The organism is Acinetobacter sp. USHLN143 (assembly GCF_037145695.1).
Lineage (GTDB): Bacteria > Pseudomonadota > Gammaproteobacteria > Pseudomonadales > Moraxellaceae > Acinetobacter > Acinetobacter fasciculus.
The window spans coordinates 15,032-33,816 of record NZ_JBBCWZ010000031.1 but is presented as its reverse complement, the minus strand read 5'-3'; the positions used below and the strand labels follow the sequence as shown (position 1 = coordinate 33,816).

General features: G+C 44.8%; 19 protein-coding genes. 7 read left to right on the top strand and 12 right to left on the bottom strand.

Going from position 1 to position 18,785, the window contains the following annotated elements; genetic code table 11:
- Positions 1-203: 203 nt before the first annotated feature.
- The 4 genes from WFH18_RS09775 to WFH18_RS09760 are packed head-to-tail and all read right to left on the bottom strand — an operon-like array spanning position 204 to position 3,599.
- A complete protein-coding gene (locus tag WFH18_RS09775; RefSeq protein WP_005266071.1) occupies positions 204-2,102 on the bottom strand; it encodes a bifunctional tRNA (5-methylaminomethyl-2-thiouridine)(34)-methyltransferase MnmD/FAD-dependent 5-carboxymethylaminomethyl-2-thiouridine(34) oxidoreductase MnmC in 1,899 nt (632 codons plus the stop codon).
- Positions 2,103-2,141: 39 nt separating this feature from the next.
- Positions 2,142-2,651: a hypothetical protein gene (locus WFH18_RS09770; RefSeq protein ID WP_004733703.1), complete on the bottom strand. Its 510-nt coding sequence runs from the start codon at positions 2,649-2,651 to the stop codon at positions 2,142-2,144.
- A 5-nt stretch (positions 2,652-2,656) separates the two neighbouring features.
- Positions 2,657-2,959: a YciI family protein gene (locus WFH18_RS09765; RefSeq protein WP_004281605.1), complete on the bottom strand. Its 303-nt coding sequence runs from the start codon at positions 2,957-2,959 to the stop codon at positions 2,657-2,659.
- Positions 2,960-2,987: 28 nt separating this feature from the next.
- Complete coding sequence (locus WFH18_RS09760; RefSeq protein ID WP_004733705.1) at positions 2,988-3,599, bottom strand: septation protein IspZ; 612 nt, start codon at positions 3,597-3,599, stop codon at positions 2,988-2,990.
- Between the two features lie 44 nt (positions 3,600-3,643).
- Between WFH18_RS09760 and WFH18_RS09755 the strand changes: the two genes are divergently transcribed.
- Positions 3,644-4,495 (top strand): PHP domain-containing protein, encoded by an 852-nt coding sequence (locus WFH18_RS09755; protein WP_004733707.1) that lies wholly within the window; start codon positions 3,644-3,646, stop codon positions 4,493-4,495.
- A gap of 84 nt (positions 4,496-4,579) precedes the next feature.
- Here WFH18_RS09755 and WFH18_RS09750 read toward each other — a convergent pair whose 3' ends face one another.
- Both WFH18_RS09750 and radC read right to left on the bottom strand, forming a co-directional pair.
- Positions 4,580-5,491 (bottom strand): bestrophin family protein, encoded by a 912-nt coding sequence (locus tag WFH18_RS09750; protein ID WP_004733710.1) that lies wholly within the window; start codon positions 5,489-5,491, stop codon positions 4,580-4,582.
- 65 nt (positions 5,492-5,556) lie between these two features.
- Positions 5,557-6,258, bottom strand: a complete 702-nt coding sequence (gene radC, locus WFH18_RS09745) for a RadC family protein (RefSeq protein ID WP_004733712.1) — start codon at positions 6,256-6,258, stop codon at positions 5,557-5,559.
- A 113-nt stretch (positions 6,259-6,371) separates the two neighbouring features.
- Here radC and coaBC point away from each other — a divergent pair, with 113 nt between their 5' ends.
- Positions 6,372-7,646 (top strand): bifunctional phosphopantothenoylcysteine decarboxylase/phosphopantothenate--cysteine ligase CoaBC, encoded by a 1,275-nt coding sequence (gene coaBC / locus WFH18_RS09740; RefSeq protein WP_005266070.1) that lies wholly within the window; start codon positions 6,372-6,374, stop codon positions 7,644-7,646.
- Positions 7,647-7,875: 229 nt separating this feature from the next.
- Complete coding sequence (locus WFH18_RS09735; protein ID WP_026056560.1) at positions 7,876-8,388, top strand: hypothetical protein; 513 nt, start codon at positions 7,876-7,878, stop codon at positions 8,386-8,388.
- Between the two features lie 52 nt (positions 8,389-8,440).
- On the opposite strand, the gene dusA is transcribed toward WFH18_RS09735, so the two are convergent.
- Entirely contained in the window at positions 8,441-9,466 is a 1,026-nt protein-coding gene (gene dusA, locus WFH18_RS09730) for a tRNA dihydrouridine(20/20a) synthase DusA (RefSeq protein ID WP_004733717.1), read from the bottom strand.
- A 274-nt stretch (positions 9,467-9,740) separates the two neighbouring features.
- Here dusA and WFH18_RS09725 point away from each other — a divergent pair, with 274 nt between their 5' ends.
- Entirely contained in the window at positions 9,741-10,385 is a 645-nt protein-coding gene (locus tag WFH18_RS09725) for a hypothetical protein (RefSeq protein ID WP_004733719.1), read from the top strand.
- Between the two features lie 15 nt (positions 10,386-10,400).
- Here the strand turns inward: WFH18_RS09725 and WFH18_RS09720 are convergent, their stop codons facing one another.
- Positions 10,401-11,594: an MFS transporter gene (locus tag WFH18_RS09720; protein WP_004733721.1), complete on the bottom strand. Its 1,194-nt coding sequence runs from the start codon at positions 11,592-11,594 to the stop codon at positions 10,401-10,403.
- 982 nt (positions 11,595-12,576) lie between these two features.
- On the opposite strand from WFH18_RS09720, the gene WFH18_RS09715 reads away from it, so the two are divergent.
- From WFH18_RS09715 to WFH18_RS09705, 3 genes are read left to right on the top strand one after another with little or no spacing between them, the layout of a single operon-like run.
- Positions 12,577-13,704 (top strand): Re/Si-specific NAD(P)(+) transhydrogenase subunit alpha, encoded by a 1,128-nt coding sequence (locus WFH18_RS09715; RefSeq protein WP_004733722.1) that lies wholly within the window; start codon positions 12,577-12,579, stop codon positions 13,702-13,704.
- Positions 13,705-13,715: 11 nt separating this feature from the next.
- Positions 13,716-14,039, top strand: a complete 324-nt coding sequence (locus WFH18_RS09710; RefSeq protein WP_004281642.1) for a proton-translocating transhydrogenase family protein — start codon at positions 13,716-13,718, stop codon at positions 14,037-14,039.
- Positions 14,040-14,042: 3 nt separating this feature from the next.
- A complete protein-coding gene (locus WFH18_RS09705; RefSeq protein WP_004733724.1) occupies positions 14,043-15,488 on the top strand; it encodes an NAD(P)(+) transhydrogenase (Re/Si-specific) subunit beta in 1,446 nt (481 codons plus the stop codon).
- 270 nt (positions 15,489-15,758) lie between these two features.
- Here the strand turns inward: WFH18_RS09705 and rsfS are convergent, their stop codons facing one another.
- From rsfS to WFH18_RS09685, 4 genes are all read right to left on the bottom strand, one after another.
- Complete coding sequence (rsfS, locus tag WFH18_RS09700) at positions 15,759-16,166, bottom strand: ribosome silencing factor (RefSeq protein ID WP_004733726.1); 408 nt, start codon at positions 16,164-16,166, stop codon at positions 15,759-15,761.
- Between the two features lie 81 nt (positions 16,167-16,247).
- Positions 16,248-17,036 (bottom strand): hydroxypyruvate isomerase family protein, encoded by a 789-nt coding sequence (locus WFH18_RS09695; protein WP_004733727.1) that lies wholly within the window; start codon positions 17,034-17,036, stop codon positions 16,248-16,250.
- A 39-nt stretch (positions 17,037-17,075) separates the two neighbouring features.
- Complete coding sequence (locus tag WFH18_RS09690) at positions 17,076-17,945, bottom strand: NAD(P)-dependent oxidoreductase (protein ID WP_004733729.1); 870 nt, start codon at positions 17,943-17,945, stop codon at positions 17,076-17,078.
- Between the two features lie 36 nt (positions 17,946-17,981).
- A complete protein-coding gene (locus WFH18_RS09685; RefSeq protein ID WP_004733731.1) occupies positions 17,982-18,770 on the bottom strand; it encodes a crotonase/enoyl-CoA hydratase family protein in 789 nt (262 codons plus the stop codon).
- Positions 18,771-18,785: the final 15 nt, after the last annotated feature.

The window sequence follows — 18,785 nt, the reverse complement described above, 5'->3', positions numbered from 1 at the left end:
TCGATTTTACTGAACACTCTTCAACTGCTCTCGGAATATTCAATAGATGAACTCAATGAGATAGCCACAATGGCATTAGGTATCTCATAGATGTGTAGATACCTATGCCTTTTAGGAGAGGGGCAGAAAGGTAAAATATTTTCACAATAAAATAAAACCCTCACCCTAGTCCTCTCCCGCAGGAACACCCTTAAAATAAAATTCTATATTTGAGGCTTAAAATACGGTTTCTTCATTTTCACTTTCTTCTGAAAACGCGTCACACTGAGTTTTTTGACGAGACTCGATGGTATCGGACAGGCTTCTCCCAGAATCTGGGCTGCCAGAATTTCACTACAGAGCGGCGCAAACAGAAAACCTTTGGAGCCTAGACCGGCAAAGCTGTAAATTTCCTCATCCGCTTTCATCTTGCCGAGCAAGGGGAAATAATCCTGACTTTGCGCGCGTACCGAGGCACGACCTTGCCAGGTCTCGGTAGAAGCTAATGATTGTGCATATTCAGGAAAGACACTGTGGATCAGTTCGTAGTTGTGTACATGGTCTTCTGCCAGTACCTCTGCATCATCCCGACCTGGATAGAAAGAAGCGCCCAAGATCAGATGTTCTGCATCCAGTTGCATACAATAACCGCCATAGCTATAGGCAATATTTTCACTTAAAGGCTGGGCTTGATTATTCACCCAGCTGACCTGTCCGCGAATCGGTTTCAAAACCGGATAATCTGCAAAAAATTGTACTGTTTCTAGCGCAGTACAGACAATGACATGATCAAATTCACCTAGATTCTGTTCATCTGAAAAGAGCTGAGGTTTTGTAGCCGCTTCAATATAACTAATTTTGGCCTGTTTATATTGAATATTCGGATGCTGCAAAATTTCATCACGCAATTGATGAGGAGAAACCGCACCAGCTGCTAACAGTTTTAAACTTGGAAATGCAGTTTGAATCTCTTGATCTTCTGTATCTTGTACAGCCAGAATTTCTTCAGGATATTCCTCTGCTAATTCCAAAAGCTGTTCAGGGTTTTTTAAGGCCAGTTGATTGACCTGAATCGGGCGGAAAGCCTTGAATTTTGCATAGTGCGTCAGAGCCTGTTGCCAGGCCAAGGTCATTAAATGCTCTGCACTTTGCTCAACCGGACAGAGTTTGGGATTGAGCAAAGCCAGTGGATTGCCAGAACCTCCGGAGAGGGGCGCTGACTGGTCGTAGATCGTGACTTGATGACCGCGTTGAGCGAATGCCCATGCGCTACTTAAACCACCGATTCCAGCGCCAATCACAGCGATTTGACGAGGTCTGATATTGGTCTTTGTATCTCGCTCAGTTTTTTTTTGAGTTGTTTCCTGCGCTGAAGATGGGTTGCTTTCCTCAGCCGGATTCCAGATCGCTTTCAGCATTTCACGCTTATGCTTAAAACCACGTGGGCGGGAAATTGAAATCCCATGATTTTTTAAGCCACGTTTTAAGACGCCAGCAACACTGAAAGAGGCGAAAGTGGTACCGATCTCGGATAAACGTACAATATTATTTAAAACATTTTCTTCCCACATGTCTGGATTGCAGGAAGGCGCAAAACCATCCAGGAACCAAGCGTTCACCGGCGCAGTTTTTTCAATTACCGGGAAAACATCATGTGCATCACCCAGCCATAGATCCAGACTGAATCGCTCTTCAGGAAAACTGAGACGATGACAGCCGGCAATTGGCATCGGATATTGAGAGATGAGTTGATGAGCTAAAGGCTTGAGTTCTGGCCAGGCATTTAAGGCTCGAATCAGATCGGTTTTAGAAAGAGGGAATTTTTCAACTGAAATCGCATGCAGATGACTGTGATTGTCCGGACGCACCTGTTGCCAGAGCTGCCACAGGGCCAGAATATTTAAACCAGTACCAAAACCCGTTTCACCGACACAGAAATATTCAAAAGGTTTTAAATCTGCCAGACGCGTACTGAGATCATTGCCATTTAAAAAGACATGCCGGGTTTCCAGCAAGCCATTGTCTTTGGAAAAATACACATCACCAAATTGCTTGGATACAGGCACATCAATACCATCCACCAATTGCCAATCCAGATCAGCAGTTTGAATTGCGTGTGACAAAACGGGTACAACCTTAAAGATATCGGGAAGGGCTATAGCTTACCATTGACGGCGACGTTTGGTATAAACATAGCTCGCGATCAGGAAGCCGAGCAATACCCCCACAGCCAGGGTTGCAGCGCCGTAGAGGAACATCTGGGCACTGCGTTCGCTTTGCAGTACTTGTACCTGAACCCCTAGATTGTCATTCTTGAGCTGCAATTCCTGATTTTGCGATAGTGCTTCCAGATTGGCTTTTTCCAGTTGCTGCAAACGGGTGGCCTGATCTTTGACTAAGGCTTTTACCTTGGCATCTTGCTGGGCTTTGAGCTTGGCGATTTCTTCTGCGGTTAACGGTTTATTTTCAGCAGGTGTCACCGATTGGGCAGAAGACGCTACGGCAGGAATAATGGCAGGTTTCGGCGTAGACTGGGTTTGGACAGTCACCGCTGTCCCTTGAAGTTGTGCTGTCTGATTTCCCTGAGTCACAGGAGCAGGCGCAACTTCGACTGCCCATACTGGAGAAATCATAAAACATAGGCCAATGATACTGGCAGTAACAACACGCATGAACCTTATCCTTGAGGGAATGCTTTATTGAATGGTTTGACATCGATGTGTTCGTACACACCTTCTTTTAAGAAAGGTTCATCCTGTAGCCATGTATCCAGCGCTTCACGACTGTCAAAGTCGACAATAATGGTACTGCCATAAAAACCGGCCTGTGGATTGGCTGGATCTTTAGGCATGGCACCTGCAACAATTAGGCGGCCTTCAGCATTTAACTGTTCCAGACGTGCAAGATGTTGTGGACGAATCGCGAGGCGTTTTTCAACTGTACCTTCCCGATCGGTACAGCTAACGACGAATAATGGCATGATGACTCTCAATCGTTTGTAGTTGGACTTATTCAGCGGTCTTAAAGTATTTGCGCAATACAATAAACTGAATAATGATAAAGGAAAACATCACGATCATGTCACCGAATGCGGTAAATTCGCCCCAATATTTTCCATCCATCCACAAATAGGCGAAAAAGGTATGCAGAAATGACATCAGTACGAACATGGCAACCCAAGCATAGTTCAGCTTGAACCAGCCTTTTTCACTTAGATTGAATACTGGACCAAATAACCGCTGGATCAGAGGCTTTTTATCCTTGCTAAACCAAGGGGACAGGAAGAATACACCTGCAAAGACCAGATTCAATAACACGGCTTTCAGACGGATATAGAAATCATCACTGAGGATCAGGGTGATGCCACCAAAAATCACCGTCATGAACAAGACAATCCATTGCTGCTTGTCCAGACGGAATTTTTGCATGACAAATAACGCACCATAGACGACCAGCATGGAAATAATCAGACCTGTGGTTGCAACAAGAATATTATTATTGTCGACACCCCCCGCAGAACCGATCAATTGCAGCAATTGATGGTCAGTGTCTTTTGGATCTACAGTTTTATATAAATAAAAGAAAATAATGAGTGGCACAAAGTCTAAAAGTGCTTTCATGTTAGAGTATCTAAATCTGATCAAATAAATGTCATAGTATAGAGATGCACGGCGTAGATTTACATACACATAGTAATATTTCTGATGGAACTTTCAGTCCTCAGCAATTAGTCGAAGCGGCTGTGGAAAAACTTGTCCATACTTTGGCCCTGACGGATCATGACACCATGGACGGTTTGGCATTGGCTGAGGAAGCCGCTAAAAATCATGAGATTAAGATCATTTCAGGGGTGGAAATATCCAGCCAGTGGTTACGTCCTGCCACCAAAAAAAACTATGGCGTGCACATCGTCGCGCTAAATATGCAAAATCCTGAGCCTTTACAAAAAGCACTCAATCAGCAAAAGAAAATCCGGGCTGAACGCTCTAAACAGATTTGTGATCTGCTGACACCTTTAATTGGTGGGGATATTTATGCTGATGTACTGACCAAAGTCGACAATATCCCTGATCGGGTGACACGGACACATATTGCCAAAACGCTGGTAGAAAAGGGGATTGTGACCCGTCCGCAACAGGCCTTTGATAAATACATCAAGGAAGGCAAGAAAGCTTATGTCAAATTTGATGGCTTGAGTCTTGAAGACACGATTCAGGTGATTCATGAAAGTGGTGGCTTTGCGATACTGGCACATCCGACCAAATATGATTTATCTGCGACCAATATTCGCTACCTGATCGAGATCTTTGCCAAGTTCGGTGGAGATGCCGTCGAGCTGCCACCGGCGATTGAACCAAGTTCCACCCGGCAGATGGTGGATCGAATGATTACTGAATATGATCTTAAAGTTTCGATTGGCAGTGATTTTCATGGCGATCACATGCCTTGGATTAAACTCGGTAATGTCCCGAGCCTTAAACCGGGTCAGATCGGGATTTGGGAGAGTTTTGTTTAGTCATTCCTTTACCTCGATCTTTTTTATTTGAGAGAAGATTTTCCTTTCGCTACTAATAGCAAAGGGCGAGGAAAGAATTATAAATTATAGCAAATTATGATCTTGAGCCTGAATCGGTGGTGGTGTTGGTTTACCTAAAGTCCCTAACAGTTCAATTTCAATAGTACGTACCATTGAGTCCAGTGGCAAGTCATTGCTTTGGGTACCAAAAGGTTCCTCAATTTCTGAACTTAGCGCATCTAGTCCCAAAAAGGTATAGGCCAAAATGCCGACCAGCAAAGGTGTAAACAGACCGAGCGTTGAACCCAGACTAAAAGGTAAAATAAAACAGAAAAAATAGACGGTACGATTCAGCAAGACCGAATAGGCAAAAGGCAAAGGTGTGGTCGCAATCCGGTCACAACCGGTCTGGACAATACTTAGTTCTGCTACATGATTATTCATCTGCATATAGATGATGTCGGAGATTTCACCTTCTTTGAGCGCCTGCATCAGCTCCCACTGAATCAGGCTCAATGTATATTGCGGCGCATTGGCCTGCTGATAAAGTTGGGTTACAGCCTGTTGGCTCATGCCACTGGTTTCTACCAGCTCAGTCGGATTGGCTGTCTGATGGCGAAGGCGATCGCGGAGTACATTGGCAAAGACAATCACATGCTGAATCACACGTTCACGGCGACCTTGAGACAGCATCCTGCAATCACGGTCAAAATGACGTGAATTGGCAATCAAAATGCCCCAAAGTTTGCGCGCTTCCCACCAGCGGTCATAACAGGCGGTATTTTTAAAACCAAGAAAAATAGACAGTACCACTCCAATCAGGGTAAAGCCAACCAAGGGTAATTCTGGAAAATGAAAATAACCAATATGTGACAAGCCACCAATGATGGCTGACATCAGCATCACCACGCCCAAAGGCGGTAAAACTTTAGGTAAAATCGTCCCCCGCCAGGAAAACAGCAGTTTAAAAACAGTCGGCTGGTCACGTACGATCATTTATTGGAATCATCACAATTTTTTTCATGATCTTGTGGAGTTGTGCCTGCTTTGTCAAGTGCTATTCAATACTGCATTTCCGGTTTGATGAGTTGCTGCTCAGCAAAGGAAAAACTGCCTTCCAAGGCGATGATGCAATGGTCAATTAGATGGATATCCACCAGCTGGCAGGCCTGTTGAATCTGATGGGTCAATGCCAGGTCGGCCTTGGATGGAGAGGGCCGACCCAGCGGATGATTATGCGCAATGACAATCGAGGTCGCCTGTTGGCTAATGGCATAACGTAGTAATTGATTAATAGAAATATCACATGCATTCACTGAGCCATAAAACAGTTTTTTAAAGGCAATTTTTCTTAAACTGGCATCCAGACACAGCACGGCAAACACTTCCTGAGTTTCACCGAGCAGTTCAAAACGTAAGTAATCTCTCAACCGCTTGGAATTGGTAAGTTCCAGTGCATCCTGTTTCAGGTGCTCGGCTATGTAACGCCGTCCCAGTTCCTTGACGGCCATCAGTTGGGTATATTTACTGATGCCCATGCCATGAAACTGGCTGACTTCCTGTAAAGGTGCATCGAGCAACGCAGTCAAATGACCAAAATGCTGAATCAGCAAGCGCGCCAGATCAACTGCCGAATGTTGCTGGGAACCGGAGCGCAGAAAAATAGCCAGTAGCTCGGCATCGGACAGACTTTCTGCGCCATATTGAATTAAGCGTTCTCGCGGCCGTTCTTGTTCTGGCCAGTTTTTAATAGAAAATTGCATAGTTATTAGACTTATTTATTATGAATTATCAGTTTTCCCGCAAGCCGATCTCTTGGGAATGCGATTATTTAATGCTATTGTGAGCCCCACTGCAACAGCAAGGTAATCTGTTTGTGAGCTTTGATCTAAGTGTAATTCCTCATAAAAATATAATTTTGGCCGTCACTGGCGGTATTGCTGCCTATAAAAGTGCAACTCTGGTTCGCCGTCTGAAAGATGCCGGATTCGATGTGCGGGTCGTCATGACTCACGGTGCACAGGCTTTTATTACACCTTTAACCTTTCAAGCCTTATCGGGCAATCCCGTACATACCGAATTGCTGGATACTGAAGCAGAAGCAGGCATGGGCCATATCGAACTGGCACGTTGGGCAGATCTGTTGCTGGTAGCACCGGCCAGCTGTGACACCTTGGCAAAGTTTGCCGCAGGTCTGGCTGATGATCTCTTAAGTACTTTATATCTGGCGACGAAAGCACCCGTCTGGGTGGCGCCTGCCATGAACCAGCAAATGTGGGCAGCCAAAGCAACGCAGCGCAATCTTGCGACACTGATCGAAGATGGTGTGCATGTGATCATGCCGGATGCGGGATCACAGGCTTGTGGTGATGTAGGTTTGGGCCGGATGCCTGAGCCGGAAGATTTAGCGCATCAGGTGACTGAATATTTCCATAAAGTCCAACGTGCGATTGCGGAAAAATTTGGCCTGCTTGCGGGCAAACAGGTCACGATTACCGCAGGCCCCACCCGCGAAGCGATTGATCCAGTGCGCTATATTTCCAATCACAGTACCGGAAAAATGGGCTTTGCACTGGCTGCAGCCTGTTATGCGGCCGGAGCTAATGTGACCCTGATAGCAGGGCCGGTCAGTCTGGACACCCCAAATGGCGTGCAACGTAAGAATGTTTCTTCTGCCGTGCAAATGCTGAATGAAAGCATGCAAATGCTGGAAAATGGTTGCGATATCTTTATTGCGACCGCTGCGGTAGCCGATTATCGTGTGGCACAGGTTGCCGAACATAAAATCAAGAAAGCCGGAGATGAGTTGAATGTCGCTTTAGTGAAAAATCCGGATATTGTCGCCACCATTGCCCAGCAGGAAAAACGTCCATTTATGGTCGGCTTTGCTGCAGAAACCCGCAATATTGAAGAATATGCTGCCGGAAAGCTGGTCGCGAAAAAGCTGGATATGATTGCCTGCAATGATGTTTCACGTGCGGATATTGGTTTTGCTTCGGATGAAAATGCCATGACAGTATTCTTTGCCGAGCATTATCAGCTGGACAAACGTGATCTGGAAAAAGCCTCCAAGCAGGAAATTGCCCAGCAGTTGATCGAAGCCATTCATGATGCCTTACATCGTGATCCATCCAGTGATGATGATTTTTAAAACGATCTGTATCGAAAAAACCCTGAATCCATCAGGGTTTTTTTATGGCTGATTTTTTATCATTAATTCAAAAAAACTATAGAAACCATAAATATTTAGTCTTAATCGAAGCGCCGTTTGTTTATTGTTTTTGCAAAAAAGCATAAAATGGATCACAGAATAAGCAAAGATAAAAATACTGCGTATATCAGCTATAAGCAGGAAGTGGAAAGAAAAAAAGATGGGCGCTATGAAAAAAATCATGATGTTATGGATGGTCGCCTGTCTGACTGGATGCAGTTATTTTGTCTCGATGGATGAGCTGGCCAAAAATATTCAAACGCAGATGCAACGTGAATTTAATTCCAATCGAGATTATCAACACTATCGTTTTACCGTGAAAAAGGTCAAAATTGTCCAGCGTCAGGGGAATGAGTTTCAGGCTATTTCTCATCTGAATTATCAGGGTGAGGAATATCCCATTCATGTAAAAGTCTTTAAGGTGGATGGGGGGTATAGTTGGTCGATTGAAGATGATGCCTTTGCTTTTATTGATGAAATTGAAATTGAAAAATATCGTCAGCAACTGGATCGAGAATTACAGCAACTGGCCTCAGCCTTGGATGATCTGGAACCTGTAGATGAACCAAACCAGAATGTCTCCGGCTCTCTGATCACACCCGTGGCTGAACCCGCATTACAAGATGTTTCTTATCAGGAAGAGCCGATTCCGGTCGGTAATATCACGGCGTATACGCAATAACTCATGCGCAATCGCTATAAAAAAGCACCGATCATCGGTGCTTTTTTTTTGTTTATGATTCCACTTGTTGATGCTCACGTACATAATCTTCGGTACGCTGCATGGCTTCCTGAATATTAAAGAGTGCAGTTTCTACATCTTTCAAGGTTTTAGCATTACCACCGCTTAAAGCCTGACGCCATTTGCGTGCACCCGGCAAGTTCTGGAATAGTCCCAAAATATGACGGGTAATAATGGATAAAGGTGCACCTTCGGTCATGCGCTGGGCAATATAAGGCAGCATCTGTTGCATAATTTCAAAACGATCTGGTGCATCCAGATTCCACAGTTGGCCCAGTTCAGCCAGTAAGTAAGGATTATGATAGGCTTCGCGGCCAATCATCACCCCATCCACATGTTTGAGATGTTCCAAGGTTTCGGCATAGGTTTTAATCCCGCCGTTGATCTCGATCAGCAGATCAGGACGCTCCTGTTTTAAACGGTAGACATCTTCATAACGTAGAGGTGGCACGTCACGGTTTTCTTTAGGCGAGAGACCTTTTAATAAGGCAATCCGCGCATGCACGATAAAATTATTACAGCCGGTTTTGGCCACGGTATCGACAAAATGCAGCATCTCCTCATAAGAGTGCATATCATCAATTCCGATCCGGTGTTTTACGGTCACTGGAATATCCACCGCATGACGCATTTCAGCAATACATTCTGCGACCAGATCAGGCTCCGCCATCAAACAGGCACCAATTTTATTATTCTGTACCCGGTCACTTGGGCAACCTACATTTAAATTAACTTCGTTATAGCCCCAGTCCTGTGCCATCTTGGTACAAGTGGCTAGATCTTTATGGTTTGAGCCGCCAAGTTGTAGCACGATTGGCTGTTCTTCCGTATTAAAGTCCAAATGACGTTTGGCATCGCCATAAATGATCGCACCTGTGGTGACCATTTCGGTGTACATAATCACATTCGGGTTAAACAGACGCGCAAAGAAACGATAGTCTTTGGTGGTCCAATCCATCATCGGCGCAACACTGATTCGTGGTTGAAGTTTATTTTCAATGGTGGTCAGATCAGTCATTCAAAATCACGCCTTAACGAAATGGAAGAAAGAAGAAGCAATCCATGCGAGCACTCAGCGATTGGTTTTTGGCTAAAACCGGATCGGCTGACGTCGCAAAAAGAGGGCGTAATACTAGCATAAAATCAGAAAAACCACCCGGCGAACTTGAGCTAGGTCAGTAAATCCAAGGAATGAAACAAGAAATAAAATTGGAATTCCCAGTCAGGTTGGAATGGTATATTTTGATAGGAGAAAGATGAAGATAAAAATTTTAGAAATAAGGAGAATAATCATGTTGTTATTGGAGGAAATTTATAAAAGCCATAAAGCACAAAATTCGGCACATTTTAATTTAAGAATTCATCGGGGCTTAGGCTGGTTTAAAAAATCGCTAGATCTGGATCAAGATCTGGATTTTAAGTTTATCAGCCTGTGGATCAGCTTTCAGGCGATTTATGCAGATGAGCGTGATCTTGTTCAAGATCAGAGCAAGCTGCAGCAGTTTCTAGAAACACTCTGCCAAAAGGATCTGGATCAGAAAATTAATCATATTCTCTGGGAAAAATACAGCCAGCCGATTCGCTCACTCTTGGCCAATCCCTATGTGGAGCAAAGCTTTTGGGATTATCGTCATCAGAAAATTAGTCTGGAAAGCTGTCAAGCTGACCTGGAAACACAGAAACAGAATATAGAGAATGCTTTAAAAGAACGAAATTCTATCGAAATTTTAGCTGGAATATTTCAGCGCCTATCTACCTTGCACCATCAGATAATGCAGGGTGGCGCCACGTATCACAGCTCGCTGAATTATAAATCATTAGAGGAGAGCTGCCGGATTCTGGCAGCCTTATTGCCGGTTCTTATCTGTATTTTATTAGAAAACTCACAAACTCTTGATCTGAATAAGCCTTATTATCCAGCGATGCAAGTCAGCTAAATATAGTCAAAATACTTATGCGGTTGTCTTAGTCTTAGCCTGATGCCATTGATCCAGCAGGGCGAACAAGGTAGCGCACAAAGCTAGCCCAAGTCCTGTCATACAGGTCATGCTCCAGCCCCCGTGATGCCAAGCATAAACCCCTAAGGCTGAACCACAGGCACCGCCTATAAAATACAAGGTCATATACAGTGAATTGACCCGTGATTTGGCATCCGGGCGCAGGCGGAAAATCACGTTCTGGTTACAGCTGTGCGTAATCGCGAGCCCCAGATTTATCAGTCCATAACCCAGAATATAACTGAGCAAGGATACCGCACCAAAATATAAAAACAGCCAGCTTCCCATCAGGATAGAACAACCGATCCAGCTCAGTGTTTTGATATGGCCACGATCGGCCCATTTGCCAATGAACTGCGTGGAAAGTGCGCCAAATACACCCACCAGCGTGACCAGTCCGACCATGACATCAGAAAGCTGAAAAGGTTCCTGCGTCAACAGCAGAGCGATGGTGGAGAACAACATACTCATGGCAGCAAAAGCACAGGCGCCTGTAAGTGAACGCAATACCAGACGTGGTTCCTGCTTGAGTAATATCCCCATAGATTTAAAAATTGCTGCATAGCTGATTCTCAGACGTGGCAGGCTCGGTAGTTTTCCTTTCAAATAAAAACTTAAGGCCAGCATGCTTATGCCACTGAGGATATAAATCATTTTCCAGTGAAACAGGTCGGAAAGTAATCCGGCAATACTGGTCGAGAGCAGAATACCGACCAGTAATCCGCTCATCAGGAAGCCCACCACTTCTCCGGTTTTTTCCGGTTTGACCGCCATGGTGGCTAAGGGAATCAGAATCTGTGCAGCCACGGAAAACAGTCCGGCAATGATAGTGCCGACCCAGAGCATTGGCAGATTTACCGCACTGGCACAAATAAATAAACCTGCTGCTGCACCCAGCATGAGAAAGGGGATCAGTTTGGTTTTATTCAGCATGTCACCTAAAGGCACAATAAACAGCAGGCCCAAGGCATAAGAGATTTGAGCAAAAGTGACCGTGAGCGCCACTTGTGATTCAGGTACCTGATAATACTGCTGAATCGATGAAATCAGTGGCTGGCAATAATAGTTCGCGCCAGCACATAAACCGCATGCAATCGCCATTAGCCATAATAAGCGCTTATTTTGACTAATATCGAGAGGCGTGTGCATAGGGCTAACCTTGTATTCAGACCGGAAGAATTGAAATGAGGAATAAGAATAATGTTCAAATTTAGGGCACTATAGGCCAGAAGTTCTCGCTTTAAAAGTAGAGAAATATTGCCAGCATTGAAAATTGTCAGAACTCAGGCAGCTTAAAGAAAGAAGTGCAATTTTAAATAGAAAATATGAGTGAATGTTTGCAGAATTTTTTATCTTTTGATAATGGGGTTGCTTCATTAAAGCGCAACTTAAAGTAAAAACAATAAAAAAGAGCACTGAGGTCAAAAAAGTGGAATATTTACTCTATTTTATTGCGCAAATTTGGTGCGAAAATGAGATTTTCCATTTTGAATCAAGTTCAGTACATTAATATAATAAATAGTCATCCAGCTTTTTTTCTACCCTTTATCTGACTGTTTGAGACCTGAGTCTTATAAAATTTTAGCGATTACTTTTTGTCAGATCTATTAATTGTGTCTGATGAAGATCTGCTCAAAACAAATTCTATCATTTCATAAAATACGATTTTAACATCTAAAACCAGTGCTCTTGCTTGAGTGCTAAATCTGTCAAAAAAGTCAAAACTAAAAAAACGGCGCAGCTAAAGTGCCGCTATCTATAGGGACTGGAGAAATTGAAAGTCTGCTTCTAAATCAGGAAATACAGCAATCATTGTCAGAATCATCAATGTAACAAAATAAATCAGAAATTCGCGCTTATTTACACCAGCAAAATCTGGATATTTCATTCAGTGGAATGAATATCGTTTATAAAAGCATCGAATATGAATAGCCGTTAAATTAAATAAATGTGCTATCACAGCATCATTTTTATGAATCATCAGTTCAAAATATAGGTATTTATTAAATAAATAGTAGGTGGTAATTTCAAACAGTTTGATTAGAATCCAAAAATTCAACAAGAACACATCCTGAGGGGAAGCATCGTTTAGGCGATGTTTACTTAAGAAAAATTAGCTTGAGGAACGCTCATGCAGATCGGAATTCCAGCCGAAACTGTTGTCGGTGAAAATCGCGTCGCTGCGACGCCAGAGACAGTAAAGAAATTGATCAGCGCAGGACATAGCGTGATTATCGAACGTGGTGCAGGGGTTAAAGCTGCCTATATCGATAGTGCCTATGAACAAGTTGGTGCCAAAATTACGGATGATGCCTATACTGGCAGTCAGTTGATTTTAAAAGTTCGTGCACCGAAAGGTGATGAAATTCAAAAACTCAACCCGAATACCACTATCGTGGCAATGTTTGATCCTTACCGTAATACTGAGCTTGACCAATTCGCGGCACAAAACGTGTCTGCATTTGCATTGGAACTTTTGCCACGAACCTTGTCTCGTGCGCAGAATATGGATGTCTTGTCTTCTCAAGCCAACCTTGCAGGTTACAAGTCGGTGCTTTTGGCTGCGGCTGAATATCAGCGCATGTTCCCGATGCTGATGACTGCTGCGGGTACGGTTAAACCGGCTCGTGTGGTGATCATGGGTGTCGGCGTAGCGGGTCTGCAAGCGATTGCCACTGCAAAACGTTTAGGTGCCATCGTTGAAGCCACGGACCTGCGTCCAACTGCCAAAGATCAGGTTGAATCTTTAGGTGGTAAATGGTTAGACGTACCGATGTCTGCTGAAGAGCAGCAAAAAGCGGCTGATGCGGCTAAAAATGGTTATGGCTGGATGCCGGGTGAAGAATACATTCGCGATCAGGCTGCAATTGTTGATAAAGCGGTATCGAATGCTGACATCGTGATTACCACAGCGCTTTTACCGGGTCGTGATGCACCACGTTTAATCCGTGCTGAAACAGTTGCGAAAATGAAACCGGGTTCAGTGATTCTGGACATGGCAGTAGAATCTGGCGGCAACGTCGAAGGTTCAAAATGTGGCGAAACCGTGCATACCGACAACGGCGTCAAAATTCTCGGCATTCCAAATATTCCATCGACGGTATCGACTGAAGCCTCTGCTTTATACGCTCGTAACGTATTTAACTTCGTGGAAACATTATTTGATGCAGATAAGAATTTTGTCCTGAATCAAGAAGAAGAAATTCAAAAAGCCCTACTTGTCACTCATGGCGGCCAAGTGCTGCTGAAACGTGGTTAAGGAGAAGACTCATGGTTGAAACAATTACGATTTTTGTCCTTGCCATTTTCGTAGGTTACTACGTGGTGTGGGGTGTAACACCAGCATTGCATACGCCGTTGATGGCGGTCACCAATGCCTTGTCATCGATCATTATTGTCGGTGCAATGATTCAGACTGTTGGCCTGCCGGTGATCGGCGTTGAAGGTAGTGTGGATTTCCAGACCATTAACGTGGTGAGCGTGCTTGGTGCAATTGCGGTATTCCTGGCCAGTATTAATATTTTCGGTGGCTTTGCCGTGACTGCACGTATGCTGGAAATGTTTAAACCTAAGCAAAAGAAAAAAGAGGGTTAATCCATGGAAATGATTCGAGAATATGCGGATTGGTTCTACCTGATTGGTGCCGTTCTTTTTATCCTGACGCTACGTGGTTTATCAGGTCCTAAAACTGCGATTGCTGGTAACCGTTACGGAATGATCGCGATGGCCATTGCGGTCGTGACCACCTTCTTTGTGGCTGAGAATCCAGTGGTCTGGATGATCATTGGCGCAATGGTGCTGGGTGCAATCGTGGGTATTGCCCGTGCACGTACAGTTCCAATGACCCAGATGCCTGAAACTGTAGCGTTGATGCACTCATTGGTGGGTCTGGCTGCGGTCCTGATTGCTGTCGCTGCCATTATTCACAACAACAAACTGATCGAACTTGGTCCAGACCTATTGGCTGCCAATGGTGTCAATTTCCATGAAATGAGCCGTGTTCATTTATTTGAACTGTTTGTGGGCTGTTTCGTAGGCGCGATTACCTTCACTGCATCAGTCTTTGCTTACGGCAAACTGGCTGCAAAAAAATGGGCAAAAACCATTTCAGGTGCATGGGTGAAACCGGTTCAGGCGATCATCTTTATTGCAATGTTAGGTTTTGGTGTTCACTTCTTCCTGACTGGCAATATGACCTCGTTCTGGGCGATGACAGGCCTTGCGCTGGCATTCGGCTGGGTATGGATTGCACCAGTCGGTGGTGGTGATATGCCAGTGGTGGTATCGCTACTCAACTCATTCTCGGGTTGGGCAGCAGCTGGTATTGGTTTTACCCTAGAAAACAACATGTTGATCGTTGCAGGCTCACTGGTGGGTTCTTCAGGTGCCATTCTGTCTTACATCATGTGTAAAGCGATGAACCGTTCAATCATCAACGTTTTGTTTGGTGGTGCGATGGGCGGTGCAGCTGCGCCGATAGCAGGAGCAGGTGAACAGGTTCAACGTAATCACCGTTCTGGCTCGGCAGATGACGCAGGCTTCCTGATGTCAAATGCAGACAGCGTAGTGATTGTACCAGGTTATGGTATGGCACAAGGCCGTGCCCAAAATGCGGTAAAAGAATTGGCTAACTTGCTGAAAGAGCAGGGCGTAACGGTTCGTTTTGCGATTCACCCTGTAGCAGGTCGTATGCCGGGTCATATGAATGTATTGCTTGCTGAAGCGGACGTACCGTATGAAGATATCTTGGAAATGGATGAGATCAACTCGGACTTCCCGGCAACAGATGTGGTGCTGGTGATTGGTGCCAACGATGTTGTGAACCCTGCGGCGAAAGATGATCCAACCTCACCAATTTATGGTATGCCGATTCTGGAAGCGCATAAGGCACGTACGATTATGGTGATCAAGCGCTCTATGGCAACCGGTTATGCGGGTCTGGACAATGACTTGTTCTATAACGACAAGACCATGATGATCTTTGGTGATGCCAAGAAAGTGGTGGAAGATATGACTAAAGCCATTAATGGTACAGGTCACTAATCATCTAAATCATTAGAATTCCCCCTAAGTCCCCCTTTAATAAAGGGGGATTTTTTATTTTATATCTTGGAAAAAGGATGATTGAGTGGTCATCGAACGTCTATGTTTATGATGAATTGATCCTAAAATACCAATCAAATCGGTGCATAAGACAAGATGAAAATTAAAGAAAAATAGCGAACAGATTGAGTTGTATTAATGCTTATAAAGTTAGATGAACAGGCAATAAAAAAGCGACCTACACAGGTCGCTTTTTTGAATATTTGGTTTTTACGCTACAGAGTCAGTATCTGTAGGATTGCGCCATAAGCTTTCTAGGTCATAGAATTTACGCGCTGTTGGAAGCATACAATGAACCACAACATAACCAAGGTCGATGAGGATCCATTCAGCATCACGTTCGCCTTCAATACCAAGAGGGCGGAAGCCAGCTTTACGTGCTTCTTCAGCAACGTTATTGGCCAATGATTTGATGTGACGTGTCGATGTACCGCTTGCAATGACCATAGCATCAGCCACATTACTGATACCGCTGACATCAAGCTCAACAATTTCTTTTGCTTTTACATCTTCAAGTGCAGCATGTACGACTTTTAAGCAGTCCTCTACAGCTTGAGAATTTGAATTCATAGTAAGATCGTGAGAATTAGAAGCGCTGGGCGATGGTTCTAAATTCATGGGGAGTGTAATTTCCTAACAATTATGCATGGTCTAATATAGCGGTTTTAGTCCTGAATTTCAAATGAAGCCGCAGTCCACTCAGTCATGCTCCGGAAAGAACTCAGCTTTCCAGTCAAAGGAATCATTGGAATGTCCGCTCGGTTTATACTCGGCAGCAACATAACCTTGATATTGACTATGTTTTAACCACTGAAATATATCATGATATTGAATTGAGCCCGTATTGGGTTGATGCCGTCCCGGACAATCCGCAAACTGGATATGACCAATCGAGGCAATATTTTCTTGCAAAGTTTCCAGTACATCTTCGCCCATCATTGCCATGTGGTAACAGTCGTACTGCATTTTTAAGGCCGGATGATGTACCGCTTCCAGCATTTCCTGTGCTTGAGCAACATTTTGAATCAAAAAACGTGGCATATCGGTGCCATTGATCATTTCAAAGACCGGTTCAATTTGATGTTCAAGCAGCATTGAACAGGCCATTTTCAGGTTACTCGCCAGCGTATTCAGGCAGGGTAAAAGATCACAGTCAAGGGGTTGTTTTCCTGCCAGAATGTTCACCCGGGGTACATTCAACGCCGTGGCATACTGGATGGCCTGCTCAACAGCATGACGAAACTCAATTTCCTGTCCTGGAATGCCGGCCAGACCATGACCGCCCTGCATCAAATCGCCTGCTGGCACATTAATCAGGCACAAGTTCAGCTGATGCGTGCTGAGCTGGTTTTGAATCTGGCCAATTGTGAGCTCATAAGGAAACTGGATTTCCACATGATTAAAGCCCTGTGCATGAGCTAGCGCGAAGCGTTCGATCAGCGGCACTTCGGTAAAAATCATCGACAGGTTGACGGCAAGTTTAATCATGTATGTCTCTTCAATATTCAGGGCTGCATCAATCAAGCGTTATGAATGTTTTAGTTGCTGGATTACAGTAGCCAGATCTGCTTCGGCAAAGCCTTGAGCCTGATGGGCCTGTAACTGTGATAATGCCTGAGTCGCGACTGGAACATCCAGATCAAAGCTTTGTGCCAGTTGCACGGCATTATTCAGATCCTTGGATAAAGTCTGCACTTTCCATTGCACCGGTTCAAAAGTTTGCGTGGCCATACGGGGGGCCAGAATCTGAAAAGGCTTGGAGTCAGCAAAACCACCCGCCAGCGCGGGCGCTAGTAATCGTGTATCCACCCCGGCAAGTCCAGCCAAGGCGACCGCTTCTGCGATCAAGGTGCTATTCGCCGCCACAATTAGCTGATTACAGATTTTGGTCGCCTGACCGGTACCCGTATCACCCATACGGGTGACGCGCTGTGAAAGTACTGCATAGATCGGATCAAGATCTTCAATAGTCGCGGCATCACCACCGGCAAAAATCACTAGACTGCCTTGTTCGGCTCCAACTGTACCACCTGAAACAGGAGAATCAATCCAGGTTACTTTCTTGGCCTGTGCTTGTGCGGCAAGTGTTTGGGTTTGCTGTACTGAAAGGCTAGAGAAGTCCACAATGACTTGCTCCGCAACCAAATACGGTTCGATCTGAGCAAAAACAGATTGCACTGCCTGATCATCTGCCAGGCAGGTCAGAATCACCGGGTAATCTGTAATCTTATCCAAAGATAGCGTAGTTGCACCTAGATCCAGCAAGGGCTCACAGGCAGATGGTGTGCGGTTCCAGACTGCCACCTGAAAACCTGCTTGAAGCAGACGTGTGGCCATGCGAGTGCCCATCAGCCCCATACCTAAAAAGGCAATTTTAGTATCGCGATTCAACTGCATGCTTTGGTTTATTCCTTTCCTAGATTCAGACTGGGTTTATTTGTATTGGCGCGGTACAAACTGAACCTCTGGGTTTTTGTCCTTTTTACGGGCCAATTGACTGTTTTTACCCAGTAATAATTTCAGCTGCCATATTTTTTCCATACGCAAGGATTTATTTGGACGATGCTGCATGGCATCCAGTACAAATTTAGAGGCCATCAGCGCATCTGGAGAACGTTGCAGCATTTCTTCAGCCAAGGCTTGTGCTCTTCCTAGTGGCTGTTCATCGACATGGGTGATCAGACCGATTTCTTTGGCATATTCACCATCAAAAATCCGGGCAGTTAAGGTCAGCTCTTTGGCCAGATCAATACCAATCAGGCCTTTCAGGGAGCGGCTGAGTCCCATGTCTGGCACCAGTCCCCAGCGGGTTTCCATAATCGACATTTTGGTCTCAGGATGGGCAATGCGGATATCTGCGGCTAATGCCAGTTGCATCCCGGCACCAAAACAGAAGCCCTCCATTGCGGCAATCACCGGGACTGGCAATTCCTGCCAGACCAGAAATGCTTTTTGAAATAAGCTTTGACCCGGACGGATCAGTTCCCATGCGGCATAAGCACGATTTTTAGGATTATTTAAATCTGCCAGATCAATACCGGCACTAAAGACCTGGGCTTCTCCCGTTAAAATCACACATCGGATGCTTTTATCTTTTTTGATTTTTTGTGCAGTCGCGACCAGTTCGCGCAGCAGGGCAAAGCTCATGGCATTGCGTTTATCCGGACGATTCAGTGTAACAGTGGCAATGCCGTTATTTTTTTCCAAGCGCACGAGTGACATGGCATTCTTCCTTAT

Bases quoted from the DNA above. Each gene is read 5' to 3' on its own strand.
- WFH18_RS09770 (WP_004733703.1), bottom strand. From the start codon at position 2,651: ATGCGTGTTGTTACTGCCAGTATCATTGGCCTATGTTTTATGATTTCT.
- WFH18_RS09765 (WP_004281605.1), bottom strand. From the start codon at position 2,959: ATGCCATTATTCGTCGTTAGCTGTACCGATCGGGAAGGTACAGTTGAA.
- WFH18_RS09760 (WP_004733705.1), bottom strand. From the start codon at position 3,599: ATGAAAGCACTTTTAGACTTTGTGCCACTCATTATTTTCTTTTATTTA.
- WFH18_RS09755 (WP_004733707.1), top strand. From the start codon at position 3,644: ATGCACGGCGTAGATTTACATACACATAGTAATATTTCTGATGGAACT.
- WFH18_RS09750 (WP_004733710.1), bottom strand. From the start codon at position 5,491: ATGATCGTACGTGACCAGCCGACTGTTTTTAAACTGCTGTTTTCCTGG.
- radC (WP_004733712.1), bottom strand. From the start codon at position 6,258: ATGCAATTTTCTATTAAAAACTGGCCAGAACAAGAACGGCCGCGAGAA.
- WFH18_RS09735 (WP_026056560.1), top strand. From the start codon at position 7,876: ATGAAAAAAATCATGATGTTATGGATGGTCGCCTGTCTGACTGGATGC.
- dusA (WP_004733717.1), bottom strand. From the start codon at position 9,466: ATGACTGATCTGACCACCATTGAAAATAAACTTCAACCACGAATCAGT.
- WFH18_RS09725 (WP_004733719.1), top strand. From the start codon at position 9,741: ATGTTGTTATTGGAGGAAATTTATAAAAGCCATAAAGCACAAAATTCG.
- WFH18_RS09720 (WP_004733721.1), bottom strand. From the start codon at position 11,594: ATGCACACGCCTCTCGATATTAGTCAAAATAAGCGCTTATTATGGCTA.
- WFH18_RS09715 (WP_004733722.1), top strand. From the start codon at position 12,577: ATGCAGATCGGAATTCCAGCCGAAACTGTTGTCGGTGAAAATCGCGTC.
- WFH18_RS09710 (WP_004281642.1), top strand. From the start codon at position 13,716: ATGGTTGAAACAATTACGATTTTTGTCCTTGCCATTTTCGTAGGTTAC.
- WFH18_RS09705 (WP_004733724.1), top strand. From the start codon at position 14,043: ATGGAAATGATTCGAGAATATGCGGATTGGTTCTACCTGATTGGTGCC.
- rsfS (WP_004733726.1), bottom strand. From the start codon at position 16,166: ATGAATTTAGAACCATCGCCCAGCGCTTCTAATTCTCACGATCTTACT.
- WFH18_RS09695 (WP_004733727.1), bottom strand. From the start codon at position 17,036: ATGATTAAACTTGCCGTCAACCTGTCGATGATTTTTACCGAAGTGCCG.
- WFH18_RS09690 (WP_004733729.1), bottom strand. From the start codon at position 17,945: ATGCAGTTGAATCGCGATACTAAAATTGCCTTTTTAGGTATGGGGCTG.
- WFH18_RS09685 (WP_004733731.1), bottom strand. From the start codon at position 18,770: ATGTCACTCGTGCGCTTGGAAAAAAATAACGGCATTGCCACTGTTACA.